General features: G+C 70.0%; 21 protein-coding genes and 1 pseudogene. 7 read left to right on the top strand and 15 right to left on the bottom strand.

Annotation, left to right across the window (positions count from 1 at the left end; genetic code table 11):
• The first annotated feature begins 214 nt into the window (after nucleotides 1-214).
• Both ACIQUQ_RS19580 and ACIQUQ_RS19585 read left to right on the top strand, forming a co-directional pair.
• Nucleotides 215-871 carry a DUF2278 family protein gene (locus ACIQUQ_RS19580; RefSeq protein ID WP_403977291.1) on the top strand — a complete coding sequence of 219 codons (657 nt, stop codon included), beginning with the start codon at nucleotides 215-217 and terminating at the stop codon, nucleotides 869-871.
• 207 nt (nucleotides 872-1078) lie between these two features.
• Nucleotides 1079-1450 carry a hypothetical protein gene (locus ACIQUQ_RS19585; protein WP_403977293.1) on the top strand — a complete coding sequence of 124 codons (372 nt, stop codon included), beginning with the start codon at nucleotides 1079-1081 and terminating at the stop codon, nucleotides 1448-1450.
• A gap of 7 nt (nucleotides 1451-1457) precedes the next feature.
• On the opposite strand, the gene ACIQUQ_RS19590 is transcribed toward ACIQUQ_RS19585, so the two are convergent.
• A complete protein-coding gene (locus tag ACIQUQ_RS19590) occupies nucleotides 1458-2699 on the bottom strand; it encodes a styrene monooxygenase/indole monooxygenase family protein (RefSeq protein WP_403977295.1) in 1242 nt (413 codons plus the stop codon).
• Between the two features lie 132 nt (nucleotides 2700-2831).
• On the opposite strand from ACIQUQ_RS19590, the gene ACIQUQ_RS19595 reads away from it, so the two are divergent.
• Nucleotides 2832-4505 (top strand): AMP-binding protein, encoded by a 1674-nt coding sequence (locus ACIQUQ_RS19595; protein WP_403977297.1) that lies wholly within the window; start codon nucleotides 2832-2834, stop codon nucleotides 4503-4505.
• 19 nt (nucleotides 4506-4524) lie between these two features.
• Here ACIQUQ_RS19595 and ACIQUQ_RS19600 read toward each other — a convergent pair whose 3' ends face one another.
• Together ACIQUQ_RS19600 and ACIQUQ_RS19605 are read right to left on the bottom strand one after the other, a co-directional pair.
• Nucleotides 4525-4878, bottom strand: coding sequence for a hypothetical protein (locus tag ACIQUQ_RS19600; protein ID WP_403977299.1), 354 nt, complete (start codon nucleotides 4876-4878; stop codon nucleotides 4525-4527).
• Between the two features lie 100 nt (nucleotides 4879-4978).
• A complete protein-coding gene (locus tag ACIQUQ_RS19605; protein ID WP_403977301.1) occupies nucleotides 4979-5392 on the bottom strand; it encodes a PaaI family thioesterase in 414 nt (137 codons plus the stop codon).
• Between the two features lie 101 nt (nucleotides 5393-5493).
• Here ACIQUQ_RS19605 and ACIQUQ_RS19610 point away from each other — a divergent pair, with 101 nt between their 5' ends.
• The 4 genes and pseudogenes from ACIQUQ_RS19610 to ACIQUQ_RS19625 all read left to right on the top strand — a co-directional run.
• Nucleotides 5494-5889 carry a hypothetical protein gene (locus ACIQUQ_RS19610; protein WP_403977303.1) on the top strand — a complete coding sequence of 132 codons (396 nt, stop codon included), beginning with the start codon at nucleotides 5494-5496 and terminating at the stop codon, nucleotides 5887-5889.
• 334 nt (nucleotides 5890-6223) lie between these two features.
• A complete protein-coding gene (locus ACIQUQ_RS19615) occupies nucleotides 6224-7162 on the top strand; it encodes a MerR family transcriptional regulator (protein WP_403977305.1) in 939 nt (312 codons plus the stop codon).
• Between the two features lie 98 nt (nucleotides 7163-7260).
• Nucleotides 7261-7803, top strand: coding sequence for a GNAT family N-acetyltransferase (locus tag ACIQUQ_RS19620; protein ID WP_403977422.1), 543 nt, complete (start codon nucleotides 7261-7263; stop codon nucleotides 7801-7803).
• A gap of 309 nt (nucleotides 7804-8112) precedes the next feature.
• A pseudogene (locus ACIQUQ_RS19625) lies at nucleotides 8113-8301 on the top strand (hypothetical protein); the annotation flags it as partial.
• 419 nt (nucleotides 8302-8720) lie between these two features.
• Here ACIQUQ_RS19625 and ACIQUQ_RS19630 read toward each other — a convergent pair.
• The 12 genes from ACIQUQ_RS19630 to ACIQUQ_RS19685 form a co-directional block, all read right to left on the bottom strand.
• A complete protein-coding gene (locus ACIQUQ_RS19630; protein ID WP_403977307.1) occupies nucleotides 8721-10040 on the bottom strand; it encodes a hypothetical protein in 1320 nt (439 codons plus the stop codon).
• A complete protein-coding gene (locus ACIQUQ_RS19635; RefSeq protein WP_403977309.1) occupies nucleotides 10037-15052 on the bottom strand; it encodes an RICIN domain-containing protein in 5016 nt (1671 codons plus the stop codon). The genes ACIQUQ_RS19630 and ACIQUQ_RS19635 overlap by 4 nt, the downstream gene beginning before the upstream one ends.
• Before the next feature lie 681 nt (nucleotides 15053-15733).
• On the bottom strand, nucleotides 15734-15880 hold the full coding sequence (locus ACIQUQ_RS19640; RefSeq protein ID WP_403977311.1) for a hypothetical protein: 147 nt from the start codon (nucleotides 15878-15880) through the stop codon (nucleotides 15734-15736).
• A 527-nt stretch (nucleotides 15881-16407) separates the two neighbouring features.
• Nucleotides 16408-16989, bottom strand: a complete 582-nt coding sequence (locus tag ACIQUQ_RS19645; RefSeq protein ID WP_403977313.1) for a hypothetical protein — start codon at nucleotides 16987-16989, stop codon at nucleotides 16408-16410.
• A 2-nt stretch (nucleotides 16990-16991) separates the two neighbouring features.
• Nucleotides 16992-20915 carry a hypothetical protein gene (locus ACIQUQ_RS19650; RefSeq protein WP_403977315.1) on the bottom strand — a complete coding sequence of 1308 codons (3924 nt, stop codon included), beginning with the start codon at nucleotides 20913-20915 and terminating at the stop codon, nucleotides 16992-16994.
• Between the two features lie 189 nt (nucleotides 20916-21104).
• Entirely contained in the window at nucleotides 21105-22154 is a 1050-nt protein-coding gene (locus ACIQUQ_RS19655) for an ALF repeat-containing protein (protein ID WP_403977317.1), read from the bottom strand.
• Between the two features lie 75 nt (nucleotides 22155-22229).
• Nucleotides 22230-23849 (bottom strand): AbfB domain-containing protein, encoded by a 1620-nt coding sequence (locus tag ACIQUQ_RS19660; protein ID WP_403977319.1) that lies wholly within the window; start codon nucleotides 23847-23849, stop codon nucleotides 22230-22232.
• 631 nt (nucleotides 23850-24480) lie between these two features.
• Nucleotides 24481-24936, bottom strand: coding sequence for a hypothetical protein (locus ACIQUQ_RS19665; protein WP_403977321.1), 456 nt, complete (start codon nucleotides 24934-24936; stop codon nucleotides 24481-24483).
• 83 nt (nucleotides 24937-25019) lie between these two features.
• Nucleotides 25020-25214: a hypothetical protein gene (locus ACIQUQ_RS19670; protein WP_403977323.1), complete on the bottom strand. Its 195-nt coding sequence runs from the start codon at nucleotides 25212-25214 to the stop codon at nucleotides 25020-25022.
• Between the two features lie 15 nt (nucleotides 25215-25229).
• Nucleotides 25230-25733, bottom strand: coding sequence for a DUF4241 domain-containing protein (locus ACIQUQ_RS19675; RefSeq protein WP_403977325.1), 504 nt, complete (start codon nucleotides 25731-25733; stop codon nucleotides 25230-25232).
• A 216-nt stretch (nucleotides 25734-25949) separates the two neighbouring features.
• On the bottom strand, nucleotides 25950-26417 hold the full coding sequence (locus ACIQUQ_RS19680) for a hypothetical protein (RefSeq protein ID WP_403977327.1): 468 nt from the start codon (nucleotides 26415-26417) through the stop codon (nucleotides 25950-25952).
• Nucleotides 26418-26520: 103 nt separating this feature from the next.
• On the bottom strand, nucleotides 26521-26883 hold the full coding sequence (locus ACIQUQ_RS19685) for a hypothetical protein (protein WP_403977329.1): 363 nt from the start codon (nucleotides 26881-26883) through the stop codon (nucleotides 26521-26523).
• Between the last annotated feature and the right edge of the window lie 62 nt (nucleotides 26884-26945).

The following is a 26945-nucleotide window of genomic DNA, read 5'->3' on the forward strand; positions in this document are numbered from 1 at the left end:
CCTCCCCACCGCGGAACCGACGGCGCCACCATACAACTTAGGTAAGGCACACCTCAGTGCTCGCGCAGAAGCCCGTCGCCTCGTAATCAGGTCGAGACGTCGCGCACCCCCGCGCGCCCCCGGGTTGCGCGTTCAGGCCCCTTGCGCAGCGGCGTTCCGCCCCTCCGGGTGAACGCCGATGGCCGGGGCGGCCGGTCCGGTGTTCACTGGGCCCATGCCCTTCCAGCGCTACGGCGTACTGTCCGGCACCCTGCACCAGCACTTCCGGGACACCCCCGACGACGAGGGCGCCTGGTTCCACGTCAACCTGCGGGTGGACGCCCCCGACGGGCGGTACCGCTGCGCCGTCGACGTGGACAGCCACGACTCGGCCACCGGCGTGCAGTGGAAGGCCTTCACCGTGGACGCGGCGGCGCTCGGCCCGGTGGCCGCCCTGGCGCCGGGCTACCACGAGCTGGCCCGCACCCCTGCCTCCGGGGCGCTGGACTACATCCGGCACCCGGCGCTGAAGGGCCGGCCGTCCTGGTGGGCGACGCTGCCCGGCTGGCTGCGGAAGCTGCTCGCACCGCTGGTCGGGCCCGCACTGCCGTGGACCTCGGGCTCCAACCTCGACGCCGCCCTCGCACTTGAGCCGATCCTCGCCGTCGGCCGGCCGGTCCTGGTCTTCGGTGAGCCGTTCAGCGCCGGCCTGGGCATGCACAACATCCACCAGAACCAGGGCGACCCGGCCGGCAGCCAGTGGTGGGCGGAGAACGGCACCTGGCAGGACGGGGCCACCCTGACCCGCCGCCCCGACGGCCGGTACGACGTCTTCCTGAACAAGTTCTCCACCCAGGCGGACCAGACCGGCAAGGGCGGCCACCCCCTCTAGGCCGTACGCTGAGTGATGTCCGTTTTCACCCGAATGGCTCTGTTCGCGTGGTGGATGCCGCCGTCCGGGTGAAGAGTGGTCGCAGGCCCGCGGCGCGGCACGACCGCGGGGTGCGAACGGAGGCATACGGCCATGACAGAGTCATCACGACCTTCAGGTACCCCCGGGTACGGCACACCGGGCGGCCCACCGGCCAACTCGTCCTGGGTGTCCGGCGGGGTGACCTTCGCCGGCATCCTGCTCCTGATCAACGGTGCACTGGCGGTGCTCCAGGGCATCGCCGCGATCGCCGAGGACGACATCTACGCCCGCTTCGGCGACTACATCTACAAGATCAACCTCACCGGCTGGGGCTGGATCCTGCTCATCATGGGCGTGCTCGCGCTCGTCGCCGGCTGGGGCGTGCTCAGCGGCGCCGGCTGGGGCCGCCTGATAGGCATCGGCCTGGCCTCGCTGAGCATGGTGCTGCAGTTCCTGTTCCTGCCGTACCAGCCGCTCTGGTCGATCGTCATGATCGGCATCAACATCTTCGTGATCTGGGCGCTCGCCGTCTACCAGCCAGAGGCATCGGAGGTCTGACGGGACTTCAGGAAGGCCGCGCGGCCCGCGCGGCCAGCCACGCGTCGGTCCGGTCCGGGTCGAGGAGCCAGTCCTCGAGCCCGGCCGGATCGGCGTAGGCCGCCGCGAACCGGTCCGCCACGGACGGGACGGCCGCGGCGGCCCCCAGCACCCGCTGGACGTGCGGCGGGGGCGGGGCCTGGAGCATCAGGTTCGTGAACGCGACGCTGTACCGGGCGTGCTCCCAGAACAGGGCGTGGGTGCGCCGCATCCACGCCTCGTCGAAGGCGCGTCCCCCGTGCGCGAGGATCTCGCGGAGGTACGTGGCGGCGCAGCGGGCGGCGTTGTTCGCGCCCTGGCCGGTGACCGGGTCGTTCAGCACGAGGGTGTCGGCCATGCCGAGGACGGGGCTGCCGGGCGCGGGCAGCGCGACGGGGTGACGCACCCGGGGGGTGAGCGCGCCGTACAGGGTGGCGCGGGCGTCGGTGGGTTCGGCGCCGCGGCACCACTCGTACTCCCAGGGGACGTGCCGGCGCAGCAGGCCCAGGGTCCGCTCCAGGAAGGCCGCGGGGCCGGGCCGGTCGGCGAACACGTCCAGCGGCCCGCCGGGCACGGCCTCCCACAGCAGGATCGTGCAGGGGCCGGACAGGGTGAGGGCGGGCTGCAGGAAGAGTTCGCCGCAGCCGGTCACCGCGGTGATCCTGGCGTGTTCGGCGCCCGGCCCGGGCGGGGTGCCCACGCCGTGCAGGTATCCGCAGGCGAGGGTGCGCTGCGGCTTCTCGTACGGCGAGTGGGCGGCGTCGGCCGGGAACAGGGCGGACAGCCCGCCCCGCCCGGCGGCCACCAGCGTCAGGTCGTGGCCGGCCGCCAGCCGGGCCAGCCCGTCGCGGTCCACGGTGCGGTACTCGGTCCGGCCGCCCCGCTCCTCGAAGAGCTCCAGCCAGGCCGGCAGCTTCACGCGCTGGTCCACCGACTGCTGGCCGTCGTCGAGCCGCGTCCCGAACCCGGTGAGCCGGGCGCCGTCCGGGCCGGCCAGGGCGAAGGTCATGTCCCGTACCAGCGGCGTGCGTTCCGCCCAGAGGTCCAGGCCGAGGGCGCGCTCCAGACTCCGGGCCGGGCCGAACATGGCCTGGGTGGACAGCGGGTGGCCGTCCCTGACCTGGCCGGCGGTCCGTGCGGCCGTCAGCGTCACGTCGTATCCGTGCCGTTGCAGCCCCAGCGCGAGGTGCAGCCCCGCCTGGCCCGCCCCGACGATCGCGATCCTGCGCACCGCGCCCTCCTCCGCGAGACACCCGTGGCCGTCACCGTACGCAGGGCGCGGCGCCCGCCGCCGGGCGTCGCCGCAGGCTGTCTCGATCCGACCCGTCCGGGGTCTGGCCCCGGCCCGCGCCCGGCGGGGATCATGAAGCGCTCACCGCAGTCCCGTCGTTCCAGGAGGTACGCCGTGCCGATCGCCCCGAGTTACGCGTCCGGGCCCTCGCGGGTCCCGCTGCTGGGCCGCACGATCGGGGACGACTTCGACCGGGCGGTACGGGCGTTCCCGGACCGGGACGCCCTGGTCGAGCGCGACACCGGGCGCCGGTGGACATACGCGGAACTGGCGGCCGACGTCGACGCGCTGGCCCTGGGCCTGCTGGGGCTGGGCATCGCCAAGGGCGACCGGGTCGGCATCTGGGCGCCCAACCGGGCCGAGTGGACCCTCGTGCAGTACGCCACCGCCAAGATCGGGGCGGTGCTGGTGACCGTCAACCCGGCGTACCGGGCGCACGAGCTGGAGTACGTGCTCAACCAGTCCGGGGTCCGGCTGCTGGCCGCGGCCGACCGGTTCAGGACCTCCGACTACGCGGGGATGATCGAGGAGGTGTCACCCCGCTGCCCGGCCCTCGAACACGTGCTGCTGCTCGGCTCCGAGCGGTGGGACGGCGTGCTGGCCGAGGGCCGGCGCGCGGACCCGGCCGTGCTGGCCGCCGCGCAGGCGGCGCTGAGCCCGGACGACCCGGTCAACATCCAGTACACGTCGGGCACCACCGGCTTCCCCAAGGGCGCCACGCTGTCGCACCACAACATCCTCAACAACGGCTTCTTCGTGGGCGAGTTGCTGGGGTACACCGAGCGGGACCGGGTCTGCATCCCGGTGCCCTTCTACCACTGCTTCGGCATGGTGATGGGCAACCTGGCGTGCACCAGCCACGGCGCCACGATGGTCATCCCGGCCCCGGCCTTCGACCCGGCGGCCACGCTCGCCGCGGTGGCCGCCGAGTCCTGCACCTCGCTGTACGGGGTGCCGACCATGTTCATCGCCGAACTGGCGGACCCGGGCTTCGACTCGTACGACCTGTCCAGCCTGCGCACCGGGATCATGGCCGGCTCGCCCTGCCCGACCGAGGTGATGAAGGAGGTCATCGGGCGGATGGGAATGGCGGAGGTGTCCATCTGCTACGGCATGACGGAGACCTCCCCGGTCTCGACGCAGACCCGGGTGGACGACCCGGTCGAGCGCCGGGTGTCCACGGTGGGCCGGGTGGGGCCGCACCTGGAGGTGAAGGTCGTCGACCCGGACACCGGCCTGACGGTGCCGCGCGGCACGCCGGGCGAGCTGTGCACCCGCGGGTACTCGGTGATGCTCGGCTACTGGGGCGAGCCGGAGAAGACCGCCGAGGCGGTGGACGCGGCCCGCTGGATGCACACCGGGGACCTGGCCGTGATGGACGAGGACGGGTACCTCGCCATCACCGGGCGGATCAAGGACATGGTGATCAGGGGCGGGGAGAACCTCTACCCGCGCGAGATCGAGGAGTTCCTCCACGGCCACCCCGACGTGCTCGACGTCCAGGTGATCGGCGTGCCGGACGAGAAGTACGGCGAGGAGCTGATGGCGTGGGTGCGGATGCGGGAGGGCGCCGAGCCGCTCACGGCGGAGACGGTCCGCGCGTACTGCCGGGGGCGGCTCGCACACTTCGAGGTCCCGCGGTACGTGCACGTGGTGGACGCCTTCCCGATGACGGTCACCGGGAAGGTCCGCAAGGTGGAGATGCGCGAGGCGGCGGCGGGCATCCTGGGCCTCAAGTCGCCCTGACCCGCCACCCGACCGGGTGTCAGCGGAACTCCCGGACGACCCGTATCCGCCCGACGATGTGGGCGTTGAACTCGTCCAGCTCCTCGGCCGGCACCCAGAGCTCCAGGATCGTCTGCCCGCCGGCCTGCCGCACGGGATAGCGTGCGAGGAACTCGCTGTCCACCTCGAAGCGGGTGACGAACCCGGCCCCGCTGTGCGGGACGTTCCAGTCGCGGGCGATCCTGACCGCGTAGTCCTCGTTGAGCACGGGGTAGAAGATCGGCTGGTCCGGCAGCCGGGGCGGCCAGGCCCGCCAGCCGAGCTCCGCGACGAGCGCCAGCTCGCGGGGGCCGGTGGGGCGCCACAGGGTCGTCGTCGCTCGGCGGCCGGTCATGGTTCTCTTCGCTCTCGGTCACGGGGCCGCCCGGTGCGGGCGGCGGGGTGACGGAACGCTAACCGCACGCCCCCGCACCCGGCACGTGCTTTTCCTGCCGTCAGCCGAGCAGGGCGTAGACCGTGGAGGCGCGGGCGGCCGGTTCCTCGGCGCCCTCGGCGGTCATGGTGACGTCGGCGAAGGCCATCCGCTTGCCGAGCTTGGTGACGTCCACGCGCACGAGCAGGTCGGCGCCGACGACGGGGCGCTGGAAGCTGGTCGACTGCTGGACGGTGGTCATCGGACCGTACGCACCGCGGGCGGCCGAGATCGCGATCACCGTGGCGGTGTCGGCGGCGGCCATCATGGCCTGCCCGGACAGCCCGCCGCCGTCCCGGGCCAGTTGGTCGGACCAGGGCAGCCGCAACACGGCGTGGCGCTCGCCGGTCTCGGTCACGGCGAGCCCGAGCGCGAGCACCCAGGGAGCGAAGTTGTCAGCAAGGATCTTGTCGGCCTCGGCCACAGTCAGCGTCACCCCCCGATTCTGACCGCCCACCCACCCCACCCACAACACCCGCTCCCCCACCCACCCGAAGCCGGAGCGGTCCCGGAACGGCCGTCGTGGATGATGAGCCGGTGCACGTCCACACGCAGAGCCTGCCGCAGGACCCCCGGCAGCCCATGACGGTTCAGGTCCTCACCACCATCGGGTCCGCCGTGGTGATCTGGGGCGGTGACCCCCAGGAGGCAGACGGCCGGCACCTCGTCGAATGGACCGTCGACGAGGACATCCACTGGGGCCGGAACACCCGGCCCGCCCCGGCCTCCGAGGCGGAACTCCGCCAGGAGGGCGACCAGGTGATCATGCGCGGCCTCCTCCGCCTCACGGAAGACGGCGCGGCCCACCTCCGGATGGGCGACTGGCCCGTGCTGTTCGACCTGGCACCACCCGTCCCCGACGGCACGGACGAGTCCTGGGTGGAGATCAGCGTCCGGTCGCAGAACGTCACCCTGCACCCCTACCGAACCTGACCGACGGGCCTCAGGCCCCCGAGGGAGCCGGCGCGACGCGACGCCCCTTGGCCTGTACTGCTCTGCGGACCTCCCGGAAAGCCCGCCGCCGGCCCGAAGCCCTTCCCCCGCGCCACGGGGACAGTTCCGGATTCGGCCGTGCCTCCGAGGATCTCACTGCGCGCCGGGAGTCCCACGACGCGGACGACCACGATGAGGCCGGCCAGACTCAGCCAGGCTCGACTCTGCCGGCCTGGAACACCGCGCCCGTCAAGACTTGTGGATGAGGAGTGGTTGGCTGCCGGCAGGCATAGGGGCTTGAGTCTCCAGTAGGGGGAGACGCAAAGGTGGGGGCATGGACGGCGACACGCTCTACTCGATCGGCGAGCTCGCTCGGCGGACCGGTCTCACGGTCAAGACCATTCGGTTCTACTCCGATCGCGGAATCGTGGCGCCGACGGACCGCAGCCCGGCCGGCTACCGCCTCTACAGCATCGACGCCGTCGCACGCCTGGACCTCGTGCGGACCCTGCGCGAGCTGGGACTGGACCTTCCCACGATCCGCAAGGTCGTGGACCGCGAGCTCTCGCTTCCCGAGGTCGCCGCGGCACATGCCGAAGCACTGGCAGTGCAGATCCGCGTCCTCCGTTTGCGGCGCGCGGTGATGACGGCGGTGGCCGAGCGCGGGTCCACCCCTGAGGAGACGGAACTCATGCACCGGTTGGCCCAGCTCTCCGAGGACGAACGCCGACGTCTGATCGGCGATTTCCTCGACGCCGCTTTCGGCGGTCTTGACGCCGCCCCCGCATTCCGGGGGGTCATGCGCTCGATGACCCCCGAGTTGCCTGACGACCCGGAGGGGGAGCAGGTCCAGGCGTGGGTGGAGTTGGCTGAAATGTCCCTGGACCCGGATTTCCGTGCCGTCATGCGGCGGATGGCCGAGGACCAGGCAGCCGAGCAGGCCCGCAACCACACGATGGGCCCGCGCCGCGACATTGCCGCAGTCGTCCGTGAACAGGCCGGCCCGGCCCTGACGGCTGGAGTCGACCCGGCCTCGCCCCAGGCCGATCCGATCGTCGCGGCGTTCACGGCGCACTACGCGCATCTCCTCGGCCACCCCGACGACGTCGCGCTTCGCCGCCGGCTGGCGACTCGGCTGGAGAGCGTCAACGATCCGCGCAGGGAGCGATACCTCCAGCTGCTCGCAGTGGTCAACGGCTGGCCGGCCCCGGAGAGTCTGGCGCCGGTGTTCGACTGGTCCGTCCAGGCTCTGCACGTCCGGACACGGCAATGACGGGGTGGTCGCAAGGCGGCACGGGCCGGACGCGGCTGGCGTCGGGTGAAAACGCCGCCACATATGATCGGTTGGTGAATGCCCCCGTCGTACTTCAGGTGGCCGCGACGACGGCCTCTCCCGCTCTCGTTCTTCGCCCCTGGCTCATGGAGGACATCCCCGCGCTGGTCGAGGCGAGCCGGGATCCCGCATTGCGCCAGTGGGCGAGCACTGTCGTGGACAACGATGCTGACGGGGCACGGTGGGTGCAGGCCCAGCAGCGGGGCTGGGCAGCGGGGAGTCGGTTCGGCTTCGCCGTCCTCGAGGCACAACCCGGCTCAGTTCGAGCACAGTTGGTGGGCAACGTGGTCCTCAAGGAAGTCGTCTCCGGCAAACCGGCGGCCGAGGTGGGCTACTGGACCGCGGCGCACGCTCGCGGGCGGGGAGTGGCCCCCCGCGCTCTGGAAGCACTCACCAGCTGGGCCTTCGACACCTTCGAGGGCGACGGGCTGGAGCGTCTCGAACTCCTGCACCAGGTGGACAACCTGGCATCGTGCCGGGTTGCACAGAAGAGCCGGTACGACTTCGACAGCGTCCTGCCCGCGGCGCCGCCCTCCTTCCCCCGCGATGGCCACCTGCACGTACGGCGCACGAGCGCCTGAGATCCTCCCGGCCTCTGCTCCCCTGCGGATCGGCTGAGGCTGCTCACCCCGCGAGGGTCTCGGGGCGCCGGCAGCTCGCCCTCGTCGTCCGTGGTCTTCTTGACCGGCTTGGGATCTTTCGCGTTGTACTGCCGGGTGAACGCGGCGACGGCTTCGCGGGCCTGATCCTTGTCCTCGGCGTTGTAGATGTCCTGGATCGCGCGGTTGGCCGCGGGCTGGGCCGACTTCGGCAGGGAACCGAGAACATTTACGGTTCGTGAACCCAGCATCATTGTTCGCGTCGGGGAGCACCTCGGCCGGGGCCTTCCAGAAGCCGAGCGCGCCGTCCCCGACGGCCGGCACCGGGGCGCGCATGCCCCGGCGGTCACAGTCGCGGTCGTCGACTTCGGCGCCACCCCCGAGGGCGAGGCCGTACTGGACGCGCTCAGGTCGCTGCCTGACCTCATGGGCCGCAAGAAGGTCGGCCCAGCCGAGATCGACACCGGCCTGCTGGCCGGCGAGTTGCAGCTGGGCGGGCTTGAAGGGATCGGCGCATTCAGTCCTGGGGCCATCCACCACGACGGCGTCCGCGCGATCGAGGAGTACCTCCCGCACCGCGCCGCAGCCGTCCCGGACACCGGGCACGTCTTCACCACCGTCAACGGGCGCCCGCTCGAACCCCAATCGCTCATCCGCATCGTGCGTGCCGTCGCGGCCATCCACCCGGACCTGGAGAACCTCGCCCCCGCACTCTCGGCCGACGCCGTCACCCACTCGCCGGCGACGGGTCATCACCTGACCGAGTTCCTGCTCGCTCTCTCCGCCTATGAGGCCTCGCGGCACGGGCCCTGAGAGCCGGGGCGGCTCCGGGGTGAATGGCGCGGGCGCCCCTCCCGCGGGAGGGGCACCCTGGGCGCGTATCGGATCAGGCAGGTGAGTCAGGTGCGCTGCACCAGGTGGTCGATCGAGAAGAGGAGGTGGGTTTCGCCGTACTCGAAGAGGCTGCTGAGGCTCTTGTATCGGGTGTACTGCTCCTCGGTGACCGGCAGCTGCAGGACCTGCAGGGTCCGCAGGAACAGCCGGAACCCCAGGTCGGGGTCGACCTGGATGACGACCTGTTCCAGCGCGCCGAACACCGCGGTGCCCTGCAGAGGGCGGAACTCGGGGCTGATCGCAACGCCTGCGGCGGACGGTGCCTGCTCCCGGATCTCGCGCAGGACCGCATCTCTGGTGTCGGTGCGGACTGCCGAGGTCGCGGGGACGTAGGCGGGTGCGACCTCGGCCAGCCGTGCCTCGGACAACTCCACGACCTGCTCCAGCCACTCCCGACCGCCGATGTCGAACATGTCGAGGTTGTAGCCCCGGTCCGTCGCCGCCAGCCACAGCAGGGTGATCGTGTCGTCGGACAGACCGGAGTCGAGCATCCGGCGGGTGTCCTCCAGCACGATGGCAGCCTCGGAGCCCGGAGGGCGCTCGTAGCCGTCGTACGTCACGGCGATTTCGAGGGCCGCGCGAGGAGTGCGGTAATGCCATCCTGCCGTGAACAGCCTGGAGAGCTGGGAGAGTCCAAAGTCCTGGTCGACCCCCTGTCGGGCGGTACTGACCGGCGGCCAGCTGATGGTGAGGCCGTCGTGCACGACCGCCGGGGGAAAGCCGAACTGCCAGCTCAGGGCCAGCAGACGGCGGTACTGCTCATGCGAGACGGACACGGAGGACGTCTTGAGCGCGCGAAGGAACAGCCGCAAGCCGAGGTCACCGTCGGCACCGGTCACCACCTGCTCCAGAGCATCGACGAGGTCCGGTTGCCGCGACGAAGCGTGGGCAAGAGCCGGGGCGCTGGCCCGGATCTCTGCCACGACCGCCTCGCACAGTCCCACGTCCCGCACGGGCCGCACCGGAGGCGGCCCATAGGAGCGCTTGTTCTGCCGGAGCCGTGCCGTCGAAACCTCCGAGACCCTCTCCAACCAGTCACGGACGCTCATCCCATGGTCGCGCAGGTCGAAGGCATGCCCCGAGGCGGCCAGCCACACGGTGGACAGGACTCGCTCCGGAAGCTCGGAAGCCAGCAGCCGACGAGCATCCTCGCCAAGTTCGATGGCCTCCTCCCCGTCGGACTGGTCGGCGATCTCCTCCGCGTACCCGAGCGCGGCCGCCAGGCCAGTGCTTGAACCGGCAAGGCCAAGGCGTTCGGTCAGGGCGCTCAGACCAAAATCGTCGCCGTAGCCGAGTTGGTAGTATGCAGGACGTTCCTGGCTCACGGAGCCACCCCCGTCGGATATGCAGTCATGATGGCGAATCCACCACGCCCCTGACCTCTGTGGCTCTTCACTCTCAGCAACTTCACCCTGACCCCGTTACCGGCGTTCGTCACAGTCACACCGTCTGCGTGGTAAACCTTTCCCAGGGAAGGATAGGCAGTCCAGCGCCCTGTGGTGTCCAGCACCAGGGAGCCATCCGGTGCCGCGGCCACTGTCTTTTCAAAGGCCTTCCATTTTGCTTGATCTATCACTCTTCGGCCATTCTTTATCGTACTGAAGTGGTCCGCCACCACGCGCTCGATGGCTTGCTGGGCAATCTCCTGGCTGGTCCATATCGTGTTCGGCTTCCCCGTCTTCCGGGCCAGTTCGAACGCTTCCTCCGGCGTCGGGGTAACGTGCTTTTGAAGGGCGTGCATTTCGCCCGATTCCCTGAATTTGCGGAGGTTCGGAAGCAGTTCGTCGCTCAGATTCAGGCAGTTGTGCACGAGCACATCTGACGCCTTTGATCCTTCAGCTCGAACATAGAAAGTGTGCAGACCGCTGACCGTGAGGTCATAGACCTCCTGGGAGAACGCGTCTGTCTCGCCGCGCACCCCCGTTACGGCAATCGCCTCCCCGTCGGGACGGAACAGCCAGTCTCCCGCGCGCAGTTCCGAGGCGAGAACCCATCCGCGCTTCTTGGCATAGATCTTGTGCCCGGGCGTGGTGTCCAGGCTGCTGCCGTCGGCGAGGCTGATGGTGACGAGCTTGTCCGCGGGGTGCTGGAAGGTATCGGTGACCGGCTCGGGGCGGGCGGTCCCGGTGGCCGGGTCCCCGGCCAGTACCGCGTCACCCACCCGGAGCATGCTGATCGGGCGATGCGATCCGTCTGCCATCAGCACGGAAGTGTGGCCCGGGAAGCTGTTCGTCCTGCATGAGGTGAAGATCGCTTCAGCCATGTTGGCCTTGTACTCGATGGCTGCCAGGGCCTGCGGGTTGATCCTCAGGGACTTCAGCGCCCGTGCGGCGTCGGCGATGCCGATTCCAGTACGCATGGCGGCGTCGAGAGCGGCGATGCCGTCGGCGATAGGCCGAAGGATCTTGCCCGAGAACAACAGCGCGACGTCCACGCCGGCCCACCCGCATCCGCCCCAGCTTCCGCTCTGGCCGCCGGGCCACAACTGGACGCACTTGATCCAGTGCCCGAAGAGGATGTCCACCGGGTCGACGCCGGCCTGGTACTCGCCGATCGTGATGTTGTGCGTGATCTCCTGAGACAGCTCGTCCGTCGGGTATTCGCCCAGGTAGACAGTCTCGTCAGCCGGGCAGGTCGCCTTCGTCGGGTCCAGGATCTCTGCGGTGCACAGGTACAGGTCGAGGAAGGCCTTGTACCGGATCTTCACGGTCAGCGTGCAGTCGCCCTTGTAGACGAGTGCGTCGATCCAGCCTTCGCAACCGTCGGTCTTCTTCAGGGTCTGGGGTTCGCCGATCTGCTCGGTGCGATCGGTGAGGTAGAACATGTTGCCGATGGACGCACCGGCTGCGTCGGGGACGGTTCCGGTGTTGATCTGCTTCGCCTTTGAGGCCTTCTCGGCCCGGTCGGCCGCTTCCTGGGCTTCCTTGGCGTACTTCTCGGCGTCCTTGGCCGCTTGTTCGGCGGCGGTGGCGTCGGCGGCGGCGCGGTCGGCGGCCTTGCGGGCCTCCTGGGCGGCCGTGGTGGCCGCCGCTGCCGCGGCGCGGGCCGCCTGGGCGTCGAGTGCGGCCTGGTCTGCGGACTCGCGGGCGGCCTTGGCGTAGCCCTCGGCGCGGCCGGCGGCCTTGTCCGCCGCCAGTGCGTCGGCGGTGGCGTCGCGGTCGTGGCCGATGGTGCGGGCCAGTGAGGCGGCTGCCTTCGCGGCGTACGTGGAGGCGTCGGCGGAGTAGCCGAGGGCTGCCTTGGCGTAGGTGCGGGCGGTGGCGGCGTACTCGGCTGCCTTGGCCGCGTACGCGTAGGCGGCCTTGGTGTCGCCCTTCGCGGCGTCGGCCAGTTCCTTGGCGGCTTCTGCTTCCTCCTGCGCGTTCTTGGCGTGGGCGTCGGCCACGGCCTCCTGCTGCTCGGCGATGGTCTTGGAGCCCTGGCCGGTCAGCACGACCAGGCCGGCGGCCGAGTCGGTGGTGATGTAGGGGGAACCGAGCTGGATGGCGTCGTTGGCGGGCTTGGCGACCTGCTTGGCGGCCTTGCCCGCGTCCACGGCTGCCTGGGCGGTGACGTGGGCGTAGCCCGTGGCCTTGGCCGAGGCGGCAAGGGCCTTGTCCGCCTGGTCGGAGGCCTTGTCGGCCTGGGACTTGGCGTCCTTGGCCTTCTGCTCCGCCGTGTCGGCCTGCGTGACGGCCGCCCGGGCTTCCCTGGCGGCGTCCTGTGAGGCGGCGAGGGCGTCGGCCGCGGCGCTGGTCGCGGTGCGTACCGCGGCGTCGGCCTTGAGCTTCTCGGCCTGGGCGGCGTCGGCGTCGGAGCGCGAGCGCTTGGCGGCCGCCTCGGCCCGGGTCGCGGCGGCGTCGGCGTCCGAGGCGGCCTTCGTCGCCGCGTCGGCCTCGCCGCGGGCCTTGCCGGCCGCCGTTTCGGCCTGGGTGGCGTATGTGTCGGCCTGGTTGGCGGCGGTCCTTGCGGCGTCTGCTTCCGTGCCGGCGTCGAGTGACGCGGCGTAGGCGGCCTTGGCGTCGGCCTTGGCGCGGGCGGCGTTGGCCTTCTGTTCGGCGTTCCAGGCGTCGTCGCGCTTGGTCTTGGCGTTGTCGCGTGCCTTCTCGGCGGCGGAACGCTTCTGCGAGGCCGTGGTGGCGGCCGCGTCGGCCTTCTTGCCGGCGGCCTGAGCCTGGGTGGCGTAGGTTTCGGCGTTCTTCTTGTGCTCGGCGGCTTCGGCCTGCTTGGCCGCGGCGGTCGCCTTCTCGGCCTTGGCGGTGGCTTCTTCCGCCTCCGCCGCGCGCCGCTTGGCGTGGGCCTGGGCGGCTGCGGCCTTGGCGTCGGCTTCGGCTTCGACGGCCTCGCCGAGCTTGGCCTTGGCCGTCTCGGCGCTCTTCTTGGCGTTGTCGCGGTGCTCCTTGGCCGACTCGGCGGCGGCCTCGGCCTGCTCCGCGGCCATGCGGGCGGCTTCCTTGCGGAACTCCGCCTTCGACTGCGCGGCCTGGGCCAGTGCCCGCTGCGTGATCGTCTCGCTGTCCCCGGCGGAGGCGCGGGTGGCGGCCTCGGCCGTCTCGCCGGCCTTCACCATCGCCTCGAGAGCAGCGGCGGCGCCCTTGGTGACCTGGGCCTTTTGCTGGCCGACCAGCAGACCGCGGCCGCGCGGGGCGCCAGCGTCGTCGGCGATCGCGTACGCCTTCTTCGCGGCCGTGTCGGTCGCCTCGGCCGCGTCCGTGGCCGTGGCGGCCCGGGCCTTGAGGACCGCGAGCTGCTTCTTCGCGCCGGCCTGCGCGTCGGCGATGCCCTCGTCGGCCTGGTCGAAGTCGGCCTTGGACGGCATCTCGCCGTTGTGGCCGGACGGCACGATGACGAAGCGCTGCGAGTCGTCGCTCTGGCACGTCCACAGGCGGGCGTCGGAGCCACCGTTGAAGTTCCGCAGGTCCAGGCACTTGCCCGTGCCGGTGTTCTTCAGGTGCGTGGTGGTGTGGGTGGTGTACTCCCACGTCTGGGCCGGGGTGCTGTTGCACGTCCAGATCTGGATGGCCGTGCCGTTGGCGTTGTCCGCGCCCGCCACGTCCAGGCACTTGGACGACCTGACGTTCCGCAGGTGCAGGCCGAGCGCGTCACCCTCCAGCCGCCACTGCTGGGCGGCGCTGCCGTTGCACGCGTACACCTGGACCGGCGTGCCGTTGGCGGTGCTGGCGTTCTGGACGTCCAGGCACTTGTCCCGGTCCGCCCGTACCTCGATCACGGCCGGCTTGTCGCCGACCCAGCCGATGCCGCCGGGCTTCCAGTAGTCCTTCCAGCGGGCCAGGTGGTCGGCGACCCACGAGTGGCCCAGCATCTCGCTCAGCGCCTGCGCGCCGTCGGCGAGGGCCTTGGTGGCCTTCTGGTTGGTGTCGAGGATCTGGTTACGCGGAGCGGCCTGCGCGGAGATCTCCCGCTGCCACTCCGCGGCGGCGGTCTTCGTGACGCCGTCGAGCACGTTGGCCGGGTCGAGCGGGTCACGCCAGGCGCAGGTGGAGAACCGGGTCTTGAGGTCCTCCACCGCGATGCGGAACTCCGGCGTGCCGGGGGCGGGCGCGGTGCGCGTGAAGCCGCCGGCGGACAGGAACTGACGGGCGTCGTCCGCGCCGGTGGGATTCGAGGCCGAGTCGCTGATCAGGTACTTGAACGCCGCATGCTCGGCTTCCGCCCGGGCCAGGGCCTCCCCGGACAGCTCCCTGGGGTCGGGCTCGGTCCCGTACAGCGGGGTGCCCAGCTTGCTGACGGCCTTGCGGGCCGCGGTGCCGGCGGGAGGGGTGGACTCCTCGTAGAAGTCCTTCTCCTCCTTCCAGTACCGGTCGCCGATCCAGGGGGCCAGGCCCGTCTGCTCGGTGAAGTCCTTCTCGTCCGAGCCCGTGGACCCCGGCGGCTTGTGGAAACTGGCTTCGGTGAAGCCCGCGGGGCTGGTCAGGCCCGCGAGGGGCTTCTGCCAGGCGTCGCGGCGCGCGTAGATCGCGGCCAGCTCCTTCGCGGCCGCCGCCCGGTCCTTCTCGTACGCGTTGCCCAGCGGCGTGGTCCGCCAGTAGGTGCGGTCGGCGAGCTCGTGCAGCGTGGCGGCCGGCTGGTTCAGGCCGTCCTGCGCCGCGGCGGTCATCGCGGGACCGCCCAGCCGCAGCACGTCGGACATCAGGCACTGGTCCTGACGCAACTGCTCGGCGGCGGTGTCCTCCCGCCAGTCATAGGTGTTGCCGGTCGGCTCGGCACGCAGCGGGACGGAGCCCGGCTGTACGGCCAGGCCGCCGAGCAACGCGAGAACGGCGGCGGACGTGACGAGAGGTGTCAAGCGAGCGGATTTTCTGTTCCGGTACGTGGGCAGCCCTGATCCGGGGCGCATGAAGAACCCTTCTTCGGTCGACAGTCCAGGCCTGGGGCCTGATCGAAGAGGGGGGAAGTTCAGTTGTGAACGAAGCTCAAAAGCATGGCGCGCGTGGCCGGCGGCCGCGAGACGACTCGCGGGGTGGCACGACGGCGCGGCCCTTGGACGGCGGTGTCCCCCAGTCACCGATGAGTACGGCGCGGGACCTGGTCAGGGTCCGCCGTACTCGCAAGTCACCATATGCACACCCGCAACACGTGTCACGAGGGTGGAATGAGCCACGGCTGATCTTCGACGGCCCGGACGGCGTCTGTACGACGAGCAACGGTGAGGTTGCCTTACCCGGCCGTCGCCCGTGCTCGGCTGACCGACCGCCCCGACGGTGTATCACTGAAGGCGCGCCACGCTGGACGGGGCATGCTCCCGCCCCGGTTACTCCGAGGCCAGCCGCCAGGCCGAGCAGGACGCGCTGGAGGCCGCCCGGCACGGCGGCTGGGTGGCCGGCTCGAAGGCCTCCGCCGGATGCCAGGACCGCGCGGCCGCGTTCGACGAGGAGCTCAAACCGCAGTACGGCATCGCCTATAGAGGCAAGGCCTCGAGCTTGATTGGCGCCAGTTCGCATGCCTTGACGACGCGCAGGTTCGCTGGTCCGGGAAAACCAGCGAACCTGGCGAGCACGGGCACCGGGCCCTCGTAGCGTCAGTCGCCGATGAAGAGGAGGTAGCCCGATCGTCGGATCGCCTGGTGGGCCTCCTCGATGACGCGTCTCAGCACAGGTGTCTTCGCCTCTTCCGGGAGCTGCTCCAGCCCGACGACGAAACGCTCGAGCTGAGGAGTGTTGAACATCGTCAGATCGTAAGGTGAGACACCACGACGCAGGCTGTCCTCAGGCGCCCCCTGGCACATCTCACGAAAAGAATCCTCCACGTCGTCACCAAACTCCGCTTCCGTGTCCTGCACACGGTTCAGTCGGCGAATTCCCAGACCCATCCCAAATTCCCCCTCATTATCCGCCTATGGCATCGGTAACAAGTCACCGCGGCAGCTCCGCTGGCCGACGCGGGGGCGGCCGATGTACCCGCCTGACGATGGAGTGGGTCTCGATGCCGGCTCTGTCCGACGTCGGCCGGCGCGGAGAAGGTGATCGCGTGCGTGACCTGGGTGCACGGTCACTCCGCGGCCCCCGGACAGACTCATTTCTCGCCAGCAGGCAGCGGACGGGCGTCGCGAGGCGGACGCCCCGCCGAAGCTGCGTGAGCTGCTGGTAGCCAGGAACGCCGCGATCCCGTCCGATCAATCAGATCGGGCGGGATCGCGTGAACTCTTCCTAAGAGAGCTCAAGAACAGTCGATGCTAGGCACTGACGTGGCAGCTCACTCCGTCCGTGGCCAGGCCAGCTGCCAGAGACCCGCCCCCGCCTCCTGCCTCGCCAGTCCGGTGGACGCCTCTGCGAGCTTCTGTGCGATATGGCTCTGGGTGAGCACCACATCCGGGATGCGGGGGACTCTGTCTCCGTCGTACAGCACGAGTGAATCCCAATCCTCCGGATCGGAGATGCCGCGCCGGTCGACGATCACCGCACGTGTGGGCACTGGCAGCTTCGTCGCGGCGACGGTCACGGCCGCTTCGACGCGCGCCGCCTCCTCGAATGTGAGCCCGTCCAGCCAGAGTGTCTGGATCTCGCAGCCCAGCGGCTCGTAGGCGAACGTGTCGATGATGTTGGTGTTAGCCGAGAACCACCAGGTCATCGTGATGTCGGCGATGCGGTGACCGAGCAGCAGCCCCAGCTCCTCCTGCTCCATGGGCACCTGCTCGCCCTCGACGTCGAGGACGAACGGAACGCCTCTGACCGGGTGCGGCAGGACGATCCCTTGCTCAGCGAAAAGCTCCACCTGCTGCGCGAAGACCGACGTGGCCGCGGATTCCCGGTACCAGCGAATAAATCCGTCAGCCATGGCTAGCAACTCGGCAGCGTGAAGATGTGCACATTGTCTTCTCCAAAGACCTTCTTGGCCTGCTTGATCGCGGATTCCGGCGTGTTGTCGGCAAGGTAGTAGATCGCCTTCACGCCAGCCTGGTCGGCGGCATATTTGTTGATCTTAAGTGCGGTTCCGAACTTGGACGGGTTCTTGGCTTTTGCTCCGCCACCGACGAACACGTACTCACCGTTCGGCCCGATGACATCGAGGCCGCTGGAGCCGACGTTGGGCATTTCGATCTTGATGTCCTGCCCCTTCTCGTCCTTGGCCAACGTCCCGCCGATCAGCTTGGCTATGTACTCCTCGCGCTTGAGGCCCAGACCGCCTGGGTCATTGCCTCCATCGGCCATCGGCACGAACGAGCGGTTCGGGCCGTACGCGAAGAATGCCGCACCGCGTGACGCGGAGCGGCTCTTCTTCTTGTCAGTCACGCATGCCGGGAGCTTCTTCCACGCCTTCTCGAGGATCTCGTCGCTCTTGTCGACCAGCTTCTTCGCGGTGGCTGACCTGTCGAGGAACCCGCCGATGCCCCAGATGACCTTGCCGATCTTGGGGAGCTTGCTGACCAGCTTGGCGGCCTTGGCCCACGGCAGGTTCGAGACGATCGCCCACACGCACGTCGGGATGTCGGGGTCGTCCCAGCACTCCTGAATGTCCTCGGCTGCGAGTTCGATGAGGATCTCGGCGCCGTTCTCCGTCAGGTAGTCGAGGAGGCCCATCTCTGCGAGCTGGCGTGCTGCCTCGTACTGCTCGACGGTGATACCTGCAGCTTCGAGTGCCTCACGCTCGCCGTCTTCCAGGTCGAGCAGTGAGCCGTCGCTCTTCTCCTTGGTCTTGGCGGCCTCCTGACGCGCCTTGCGTTGCGCTTCGCGCTGATATTCCTCCGCTTTCTTGGCCGCTTCACCGGCTTCCTTGGCGTACGCGCCGGCGTTCTTGGCCGCGGTCTCGGCTGATGTGGCGTGTGCCTCCGCCGAGGTGGCCAGCCTGGCTGCGTCGAGTGCCTCCTTCTCCGACCTGGCTGCCGCGGTCTGGGCGGTGCTCGCTTCCTTCTCCGCGAGGGTGGCCGCGCTGTTGGCGGCCGTGGCCTGGTTGTCCGCGTCCGTGGCGGCGGCGCGGGCGCGTTCTGCTTCGGCCTCGGCCTGGGTGGCCGCGGTGCGTGCCGCCGCTGCGTCCGCGAAGGCCTGCGTGGCGGCCTGGTTGGCCAGCTTCACGTCTGCCCGGGCCTGGGCGTCGGCCTTGCCGGCTCGGGAGGCTGCCGCACGGGCCTTGGCTCCGTCCTCGGCAGCCTGCGCGGCGGACTTCATCGCGGCCACCGCGGAGCGTGCGGCGTCCGCGGAGGAGCGGGCCGCCGCTGCCGACGCCTTGAAGGCAGGGGCCAGCTGGGCGTTGGCGCGTGCTGCGGCGGCTTCCGCCGCTTCGGCGGCCTTGACTGCCTCGGTTGCCCTGGCCTCGGCCTTGGTGACCTCCTCCTGGCCCATGGCCAGAGCTGCCTGTGCCACCTCGGCGGCGAAGTCGGCGTCCATGTCCGTGGCGGTGAAGGGCGCGACGAGGAGGATCGCGGAATTGGCCGGGTCCGCGATGCCGGCGGCGCTGGTACGCGCCGACGTGGCGGCCTGGAGCGCGACGGTGGCCTGGACGCGGGCCATGGCCGCTTCACGGGTGGCTCCGTCGGCCTCCTCCCTGGTGCGGTTGGCCGCCTGGAGGGCCTGGTTGGCCTGGATCGCGGACAGCCCGGCCACTCGGGAGGCTTCGTGGGCGGCGGTGCCCGCGCGCGCTTCCTGCGCGGTGGCCTCAGCCGCCTGGGCGTTCGCCCGCTGCGTCGCGGCGCGGGTGGCCGCAGCCTGGGCTTCGGCCTTGTTGGCCGCGGCGTTCGCCGTGAATGCAGCGGCTTCGGCCTTGTTGGCTGCGGCGTCGGCTCGCGCGGCGTGTGCGGTGGCCTGACCGGCTGCGGCGCGGGCTCGCGCCGCAGCGCCGGCGGCCTCGATCGCGGCCTGGCGGGAACGCACCGCCGCACCCGATGCCGCGTCAGCGGCATCGCGCGCCTGGCCGGCGGCGCCCTTGGCTGCGTTGGCCGCGGCCCGAGCCTCGGCCGCCGCGGTGCGGGCGGCCCCGGCCTGTTCGGTGCCCTCGGCCTTGGCGGCCAGCGCCTCGGTCGCGTTGGCGCGCGCCTCCTCAGCACGGTGCAGCCGCTCCATCTCGAACGCCTTGTTACGGGCGTTGCGCGCGTTCGTCTCGGCGAGGGCCGCCTTGTCGTCGGCGCCCGCGGCAATGGTCTCCTGGGCCTGGGCCGTGGCGCGCTTTTGTGCGGCCAAGGCCGCCGCCGCCTGCGCGTCCGCGCGCTTGGCCGCAGCCGTACGCTGCTCCGCTTCCGCACGCACCCGGGCCTGCGCGGCACGGTCCCGCTCCTGTTCGGCGCGTACCCGCGAGGCCTCCGCCAGCTCGCGCTCTCGCTGGGCGATCGCCCGCTGGTCGGATGCGACCTTCGCCTGGCGCTGTGCCTCGACTCGTGCGTCGCGAGTCTTCTTCGCGTGCGCCCATGCCTGCACTTCGGCCTGTTCGGCGTCGGTGCGGGCCTGGCGTGACTTGGCGGCCGCCTCCTTGGCGATCTTCGCCTGCCTGGCGGCCGCCTCGGCGAGACGGGCCGCAGCCTTGGCGTGCTCCTCGGCGTTGGCCCGCCATTTGGCGGCCCGCTGAGCGTGGAGCTCGGCTTGGTTCTTGGCGTTGAGACCGGCTGCGTCGGCGGCTGTTGCGTCCACCGCGTGCTGAGCTGTCGCCGCCGCCTTGGCCGCCGCGTCCGCCGCGGCCGAGATGCCGGATGCGACCTGGGACCACTGGACTCCGTACGTCAATCCGGTCTCGATCAGGATGTCCGCCTGCACCTTGGCCTGCAGTGCCGCCACCTGTGCCTGCTTCGCGGCCGTCTGCGCGATGTCGACCTGCCGGGCGACCTCGGCCTTGACCGGCCCGTAGTCCGAGACGCGCTTGCCGGCACGGTCGGCGTCGAGCATCCGATCGGCTTCACGTGACTGGCCGGCCGCCGAGCTCATCGCGTTCGCCGTTGTCTTGAGCGCTTTCACCGCCCTGCCATGAGCAGCGATCAGCTTCGTACGCGACTCGGCCGCGCGGGCGGTGTCCTCCGCCAGCTTGCGCAGCTTCTCCGCTGCCTCGAGAGCTTCCTTCTGCGCCTTCTCCTGCGCCTCCCGGTCATCGGCGTCCTTGCGCGCCGCGACCAGGTAGCCGTTCGCCAGGAACTCCGCGATCACCTTGTCGTCGCCCGTGGCCAGGGCCGCCTGAGCGGCGCGCTTGACCTCGGGGCCGCCGATGGCGACGAGCATCTCGACCCGAGTGCGGTTCTCTGCCGCGCGTTCCTTGTCGTTCTGCTCCGTCGCCCTGTCCCGCTGTCGGGCGATCTCGGCGCCGAACGCCAGGAAGTCGACACGATCCCGTGCGGAGCCCTTGAGGACCCTTTCGACTTCCGAGTTGAAGTACGGGCCTCCCGTGCCCCGCAGGGCCTGAATCTTCTGCAGGTTCTCGACGTCGGCCGCGTCGCGCTTGTCCTTGGCCCTCTGGCGTGCCTCGGCCTCGCCCCGCTCCAGGAAGTCCCTGATCGCGTTCGGCTCCGTGCTCTCCAGAGCCTTCCGGGCGGCCTCGCGGACTTCCTCCTCCTCATCGAACTCGGCGAAGTCCTCCACCAGCTGCCGGTCGCGTTGCGCGCTGATGTCATCGAGCGCGGAACGCGGCGGGAGAGCCGCCGGCGGTGGCTGGTTCCGCAGGGCGGCCAGCAGGCGCGTGACGTCCGCCTTCGAGCCCGTACGCTCCTCAGCCGCGGCCTGCGCCGTCATACCTCCCAGCAGCGCCACGGCCAGCGCGGCCGACACCGCCTTGCGCACAGCGCCGGGCACGTGGCCCCTCGCTTGTCGCCGTCCGGCCGATGGCCGGAATCCACCCAACACAGGAAAATCCCCCTCAGTAGAAGAAAAGGAATCCCCCTGCCCGCGCCGGGGCGGACAGGGGGAACGATTCGGCCCATGGACGTTCGCCGGAGCCGGTGCGACCGAACCGTCGGGCCGCTGTCCGCCGGCCGCGTCGCGTCAGCCCGTGACCCGGTTCTTGTTGTCCCGGGCCCCGTCGGCCATCACCTTCCAGAAGCCGGCTGTCTCGCCGGCCTCGACCTGCTCCGTGGACCAGTCGCGACTACGCGCTTCAGCCGGAGCGCTGACGTGCTTCCACACCTCGTCCGCGCTCTCGTTGGACACCCGGCCCGTGCTTCGCCAAGCCTCGGCCTGGGCCGTGGCCGTGGCCTGCTCGGCGATCCAGGCCTTACGGGCGCCGTCCGCGTGATCGGCCACAGCCTGCCAAGCCCCCTCGGCCTCGGCGCGCAACTGCGCTGCGCCGGGCGACGACCTCAGGGCTGCCTCGGCAGTCGCCACCCTCGCGATCAGCATCGACAGCTCATGGCGACGACGTACCTCGGCACCGGTCACCCGAAGCCGAAAAGCCTCAATGTCCAATGCCGCACCGGAGGCCCAGCCATAGCCGAAGAACTCCGCCACGTCCTCGTCCGTGGAACCGGCACGCAGCGCCCACTGCGCCGCCACCCGGACCTGCTCACCCGGATCACCCATCGCGATCCCCCGGACGAAGGCACGGTGCCGGTCGGCGATCAGGAGCCGGTGCTCCGTCTCGGCCGATCGCCCGGTGCGGTCCCGCTGCTGGGCTGTTGCGTAGCCGGTCTTCACGAATGCGGCACGGTCGGCATCCGATCCCCTCAGCGCCCGCTCCGCGGCCGACCGCACCTCCGGGGAGAACCCCACGGGGTGCGTACGTACGACCCGCTCGCAGAATTCGCGGTTGCGCGACCGTGTATCGCTCAGGCGCTTCCTCGCGACATCATGGCCACCTCCAGGAGCCAGCCAATCCGCGATCGCCGCATCGCCACGCGTACTGCGCAAGGCGTTCCACGCCGAAGTACGTATCTCCGCGGGCAACCCGGACTTCGCGATCTTCAGCACATGCTTCCGCGCTTCATCGGCCGCGGTGGCCGCTGTCAGCGCCGCCGGATCGTCAACCGCCACGGTGCTCGCCCGGACCGGAGCCGCGTCGACGAGGACCCCGCCGACAGCCAGTACACCGATGGCCACCGCGGATGCGACCCACCGCTGATGCCTCATGCCGCGGTCGGCCGACGTGCTTCCCTTGCCTGTCTTCCCCATTGTTCAGGGAGCCAGCGGTGCGGAGATCCGCCAGGCTGCCCGGCGGCCGAATTCGGGCGTGCCTCCGGTGCCGATGGGCCCGGTGACCGCGAAGTTGGAGCGGGCGAAGACGTCCCCCCATCCAGGCGCGAGCCACATCGGCCCCATCTCGCTCTGCTGTGTGAAGGACACGCCCCCTCCCTCAAGAGGCTTGCGCAGGCACCAGGAGGCACTGTTCCGAAACGCGGCACTCCGATCGTCGGCGGCCGTCTCCACCCGAAGTGCGCTGCCCTCCTCGGCCTTGCCGCTCCTGAGGTAGTAGCCGGGGTTGCGCACCGACTCGAAGGAGTAGCAACCAGGCTCACCCGCAAGTGACGGCACGATGACCCAGGTGGCGTTCTGGCGGTCGGCCGACGCGCTGTGGTCCGCGAGGCCGCTGCTCATGAGGACCCTGCCTCGGCCCTCCCCGGACTGACGCGCGTGCTGGCTGACGTCCCCCGCCATCAAGGACTGGCGCTTGAGCCGGTACTGCGCCTCCGGCTTCAAGAACCGCGCCACATCGTCGTCGCCGGCGGCGAGAGCCTTCTTGGCCGCGGCCACCAGGTTCGGGTTGACGCCGCCGCGTTCCGCAGCGGCCTGGATCTGAACGGCCAGCCTGCGATTTCCCTCCGCGATCTTCTTGCGCCGGATCTCGTCATCGCGCTTGTAGGCCGCGTCGGCGCCGGTGTGGATGTACTCCTTCCAGTCCGCCGGATCGGTGCTGAGTGCCGCCCGCTGTCCCGCGGCGAACAGCTCACTGCCGCGCAGATCGGCGGGGGCCTGGCGCAGCAGCTCACGGATGAAGTTGTCGTCGCTCAGCGCGAGCATGGCCTTGCCGGGTTCGATGCGGAACAGGGCCGCGGCGCTCTTGCGACGCTCGATCTCCTTGCGCCGCTCCGCCTCCTTGCGGTTCTGCTCCTCGAGCTCCTTCAGCTCGTTGGCCAGATCCCGCTTGTGGGCCTCCCGAGCACCGTTGACGATGAACTCCCGCCAGTCCGCCGCTTCCCCGAGCAGTGCCTTCAGCGCCGCGGCCCGCACCTCAGGGCCGGATGCCTCGTTCCTGGCGACAGCCCGGATGAAGTTGTCGTCGCTGAGGGCAAGCAGCTCCGGGGTACTGGGGATGCCGATCGTGAGCAGGACCTGGGACTTGGCCAGCCGGGCTGCGCGCTCTGCCTCCGCCTTGCCTCGCTCGCGCTCCTGGTCGAGCTTGTACGCCTCGTGGATTCCGGTCACGATGAACCGCACATGGTCCCCGGCAGCCGTGCTGGCCAGCGCCTGCTCGGCCGCAACACGGACCGCCTCCAGCTTCTCGCCGGAGTCATTGGCCTTCTGCCACAGCGCGTGGATGAAGTCGTGATCGCTGAGAAGGAGTACGTCGGCGGTCGGGTCGAGACGGACCACAGCCGCGGCGTCGACGCGCTGCGCGTCGGTCGTCTGGATTCCCGCCGCGCGGACGGAGGCCTCGGATGGCCCGCCCTCGGGGGCGCCGTCTGCGAGGGCGCTGGGCGCCACGGCGCTCGTGACGGCCGCCAATGCGGTGGCCGTCACCAAGCTGCTGGCGACGATCCGCCGCATCCGGGTGGACACGGTGTGCTTGCTGGTCATGCTGGTCGAACCCCCCGCCGCCATGAGGCGGCAAACACGAATACGTACGACAGCGGCGCGCCATCGGCAGTGGTCAGCTACCGAAGGCAGCACGCCGCCCCTGGGCTGGGCGCCACGCTGCGACGGTCCATGGCATCAGCGCGAAATCTCCCCCACGGGGGAGTAACAGGCACGCGGAGACGGACCGGACAAAACACCCACATCGACGCTACCCGGCAGTAACGATCTTGCTCAATTCGTTTTCGGGCGATGCCTGGCCGAAACCCCTCGTATCGGTCCGATCGAGTCGGTGAATGGCCAAGGGGTTCGCATCAGGCGCGACATCGACGACCTCGAGCTCATCAAGCAGATGAGCGCCATTGGCCAACGACTGTTCCGCACGTCGCGCCACGGCGGCAGTCAGCGGCTCAGTGCGTTGGTGACCTGGGCCAGGCGAGGGGTAGGCCAGCCGAAGTTGTGGGCGGGGTTGCGGAGGGAGTAGCGACCGTCGTTGACCAGATGGCCTTCTTCGGCCCTATACCAGTGCGTGGGGCCGTACTGCCCCTGATGGGCGAGGAGCGTTGCAGCGAGCCGCTCCGGCGCCTCGATGCCCGTGCGGGCGCGCAGCGCCGCGGTGACCCGCTCGACGGCGTCACCTGGTACGGCGTCGTCGCCGAATGCCGGGAGCAGGAGCAGTAGTCGGGAGGGGGGCGCAGGTGCTGCCGCCGTGCAGGCCGTTGTCGGCTGCGGCAGCCAGCTCGGCCCAGGACAGGCCGGGGCCCATGAAGTGCCCGTCGTCCTGTGCCAAGGTTTCGGCCGCGTCCCAGTCAGGGTGGTGCACGAGGTAGCCGATGCCTGCTTCCCCCTCCAGGGCGCGATACACCACATACAGACGGTGGTCATCGGCGAGCGGCACCGTGAATACGGGCCAGGTGGCGCCCCCCAGAAGCTGGGAGAGCAAGGCTCCCGCTTCCTGATCCTGCGTATCGCCCAGGTGCAGGTGCACCAGCCAGAACAGGTGCTCGTCCAGGAGCTCGGGCTGATGACGGAAGGGGCCTCCGTCATAGCCCGGGATCCGGGCCGGAGGAGTCTGCGGGCTGTTCGTCACGAGGGTCATCATGTCCCCCGGCCACCTCAAGAACGCCTGCTGGGGTGCCCGCAGCCTTGCGGGAGGGGCTTCGACGGTCCCTTTCAAGGAAGCGCTCCGGCCAGCGTGCCCAGGTGCGGGATCACTACGACCGAAGCCACGCTGCCGCTGTCCGTACGACCGAGCCAGACGACGGTTCGCCCTTCGTTGGCCACGAAAGTGAGAAGGTCCGCGCCCTGAGACTCGTCAGCGGACCGCTCGAAGTGCCCGTCGAACAGGTCCTCGGTGTCACGGGACACGAACGTGCCATGCTCTCAGGTCTCGCATTCCTCCCGAAAGCTGCGGAACGGCGCGGTCAATGTCGGCCATGCAACGGCGTCGGAGAAGCAGCCCATGGCAGTGTCCGTTTCGAACCCGACCTCCTGCCCCTTCTGAAGCCGCTCGACATCCTCGGCCACCGCGAGACCCATTTCCCAGTCGGCGACGGGGTCATTACTGACGCTCAGGCGAATCGCCGCACACTCACGGCCGGAGACGTACTCGCCCATGAACTCGTGAGGAGCCGCCACCCAAGCGGCATCCACTCGATGAACCCCGGGCGGAATCCGTTGCGTAAGCTCGCGGGGCTCCTCGTCCGTCCACGGGGAGTCCACGATGAGACGTCCACTGGGTATCCGGACCGACGTCACCTCCGACACCTCGATCACTTCGACGAAGGTCAGCGGATGGTCGTACAGCACGCCCAGCCGCGCTCCCACGGTAAGGACCTGCTCCAGGTACTCGGAAACCTCCAAACCTGCCCTCAGCCGAGCATCCATATCTCGTACCATGCCTGACCTCTCACTGCCGGATGAAAGCGCGGTGTTCGCGGCCGGCATCGAAGAACAGTGGACACCACTCTCCGCCTGAACCTGCCCGCGTACCGCACGACAAGGGTCCGAGACTTGAGTTGGGGAGGGAGACGGCCGGCGACTCGGCCTCGCCACCACCTGAGCACGCGCCGAGCTGCAGGAGATCGGCTAGCTGTGGATGTTTCAGATGTGAGCCCGGATCTGCTTCACCGGATGGCCCAGGCGCTCCGCCAGTGCTGTCAGCTCGTCCTCGCTGAACCAGGGGCGTTCCGGGTTCCAGACTGCGATCTCGAAGCGGGCGAACCCACAAGGCCAGTCGTAGTCCAGCACGTCCAGAGTGGTTGATCCTCCGCAGCACGGGACCTCGACCGAGAGCGTGGTGAACCCGTCGGCGCAGCGAACCGCAACGAGGTCGCCCCACCACTGCGCGTCGATGTCTGCGCGACACAAGGGGCAGCCGATCCTCTCCAGGTTCTCCCCGCAGTGGACGACGGTCACCACGTCGTGCCACGTCACGTCGATCTCCACGTCCACTCCGTGGGCAACCCCAGGAGTCAGGTCGGTGACGAGCGCGATGACTCGATCAGCAGCATCGCGATCCGGCTGCCACCGCGGATCGCTCGGAATGACCGACAGGACGTCATCGCTCATGGCTTCCCCACCTCGTCAGGCGCCTTCAACGTCGCGACACGACGCCATGATCACACGCTCGCATGTTGCGTCCCGGCCCGGCCGGTCCGGTTCGGTTCGGCGATCAGGCATCGACATCGAAGACGCGAGCGACCCACTGATTCATCCGGGCCGCGAAGTCCGAGGCTGAGCCAATGCCCGAGGCCGGCAGGGAACCCGCGTCGTTGAAGCCGGCGATGAAGTCCACGTCGGCCCAGCCACCCCGAAAGAGCACAACCGCCAGCTCAGCCTCTCCCGGACCGGAGATGACCACGCCGACCGAGTCGGGAGCATGGAGCCGTGCCCTGTCGCTCTCCAGGGGCTCGGGCCACGACGCCTCGGCGTCCCTCCAGGTCGCCTGGCCCACGACGAGACCTGCCGTCCTCCAGCCCACCGCCTGGCGAGCCAGAACCGCAGCCGCCTCGTCAAGATCAACAACCCGTTCCATGAGGTGATCGTCCCTCATGGATGAGCCCGAAGATTCAGGAATTCGGCACCCGAGACTGCGAG

The sequence above is a fragment of the Streptomyces sp. NPDC101118 genome (genome assembly GCF_044759445.1).
Taxonomy (GTDB): domain Bacteria; phylum Actinomycetota; class Actinomycetes; order Streptomycetales; family Streptomycetaceae; genus Streptomyces.

What these genes read in the sequence shown, in the direction of transcription:
- ACIQUQ_RS19595 (WP_403977297.1), top strand. Translation starts at nt 2,832, where the DNA reads ATGAAGCGCTCACCGCAGTCCCGTCGTTCCAGGAGGTACGCCGTGCCG.
- ACIQUQ_RS19640 (WP_403977311.1), bottom strand. Translation starts at nt 15,880, where the DNA reads ATGTTCAACACTCCTCAGCTCGAGCGTTTCGTCGTCGGGCTGGAGCAG.
- ACIQUQ_RS19645 (WP_403977313.1), bottom strand. Translation starts at nt 16,989, where the DNA reads ATGGCTGACGGATTTATTCGCTGGTACCGGGAATCCGCGGCCACGTCG.
- ACIQUQ_RS19635 (WP_403977309.1), bottom strand. Translation starts at nt 15,052, where the DNA reads ATGCGCCCCGGATCAGGGCTGCCCACGTACCGGAACAGAAAATCCGCT.
- ACIQUQ_RS19615 (WP_403977305.1), top strand. Translation starts at nt 6,224, where the DNA reads ATGGACGGCGACACGCTCTACTCGATCGGCGAGCTCGCTCGGCGGACC.
- ACIQUQ_RS19600 (WP_403977299.1), bottom strand. Translation starts at nt 4,878, where the DNA reads ATGACCGGCCGCCGAGCGACGACGACCCTGTGGCGCCCCACCGGCCCC.
- ACIQUQ_RS19580 (WP_403977291.1), top strand. Translation starts at nt 215, where the DNA reads ATGCCCTTCCAGCGCTACGGCGTACTGTCCGGCACCCTGCACCAGCAC.
- ACIQUQ_RS19685 (WP_403977329.1), bottom strand. Translation starts at nt 26,883, where the DNA reads ATGGAACGGGTTGTTGATCTTGACGAGGCGGCTGCGGTTCTGGCTCGC.
- ACIQUQ_RS19680 (WP_403977327.1), bottom strand. Translation starts at nt 26,417, where the DNA reads ATGAGCGATGACGTCCTGTCGGTCATTCCGAGCGATCCGCGGTGGCAG.
- ACIQUQ_RS19675 (WP_403977325.1), bottom strand. Translation starts at nt 25,733, where the DNA reads ATGGATGCTCGGCTGAGGGCAGGTTTGGAGGTTTCCGAGTACCTGGAG.
- ACIQUQ_RS19660 (WP_403977319.1), bottom strand. Translation starts at nt 23,849, where the DNA reads ATGACCAGCAAGCACACCGTGTCCACCCGGATGCGGCGGATCGTCGCC.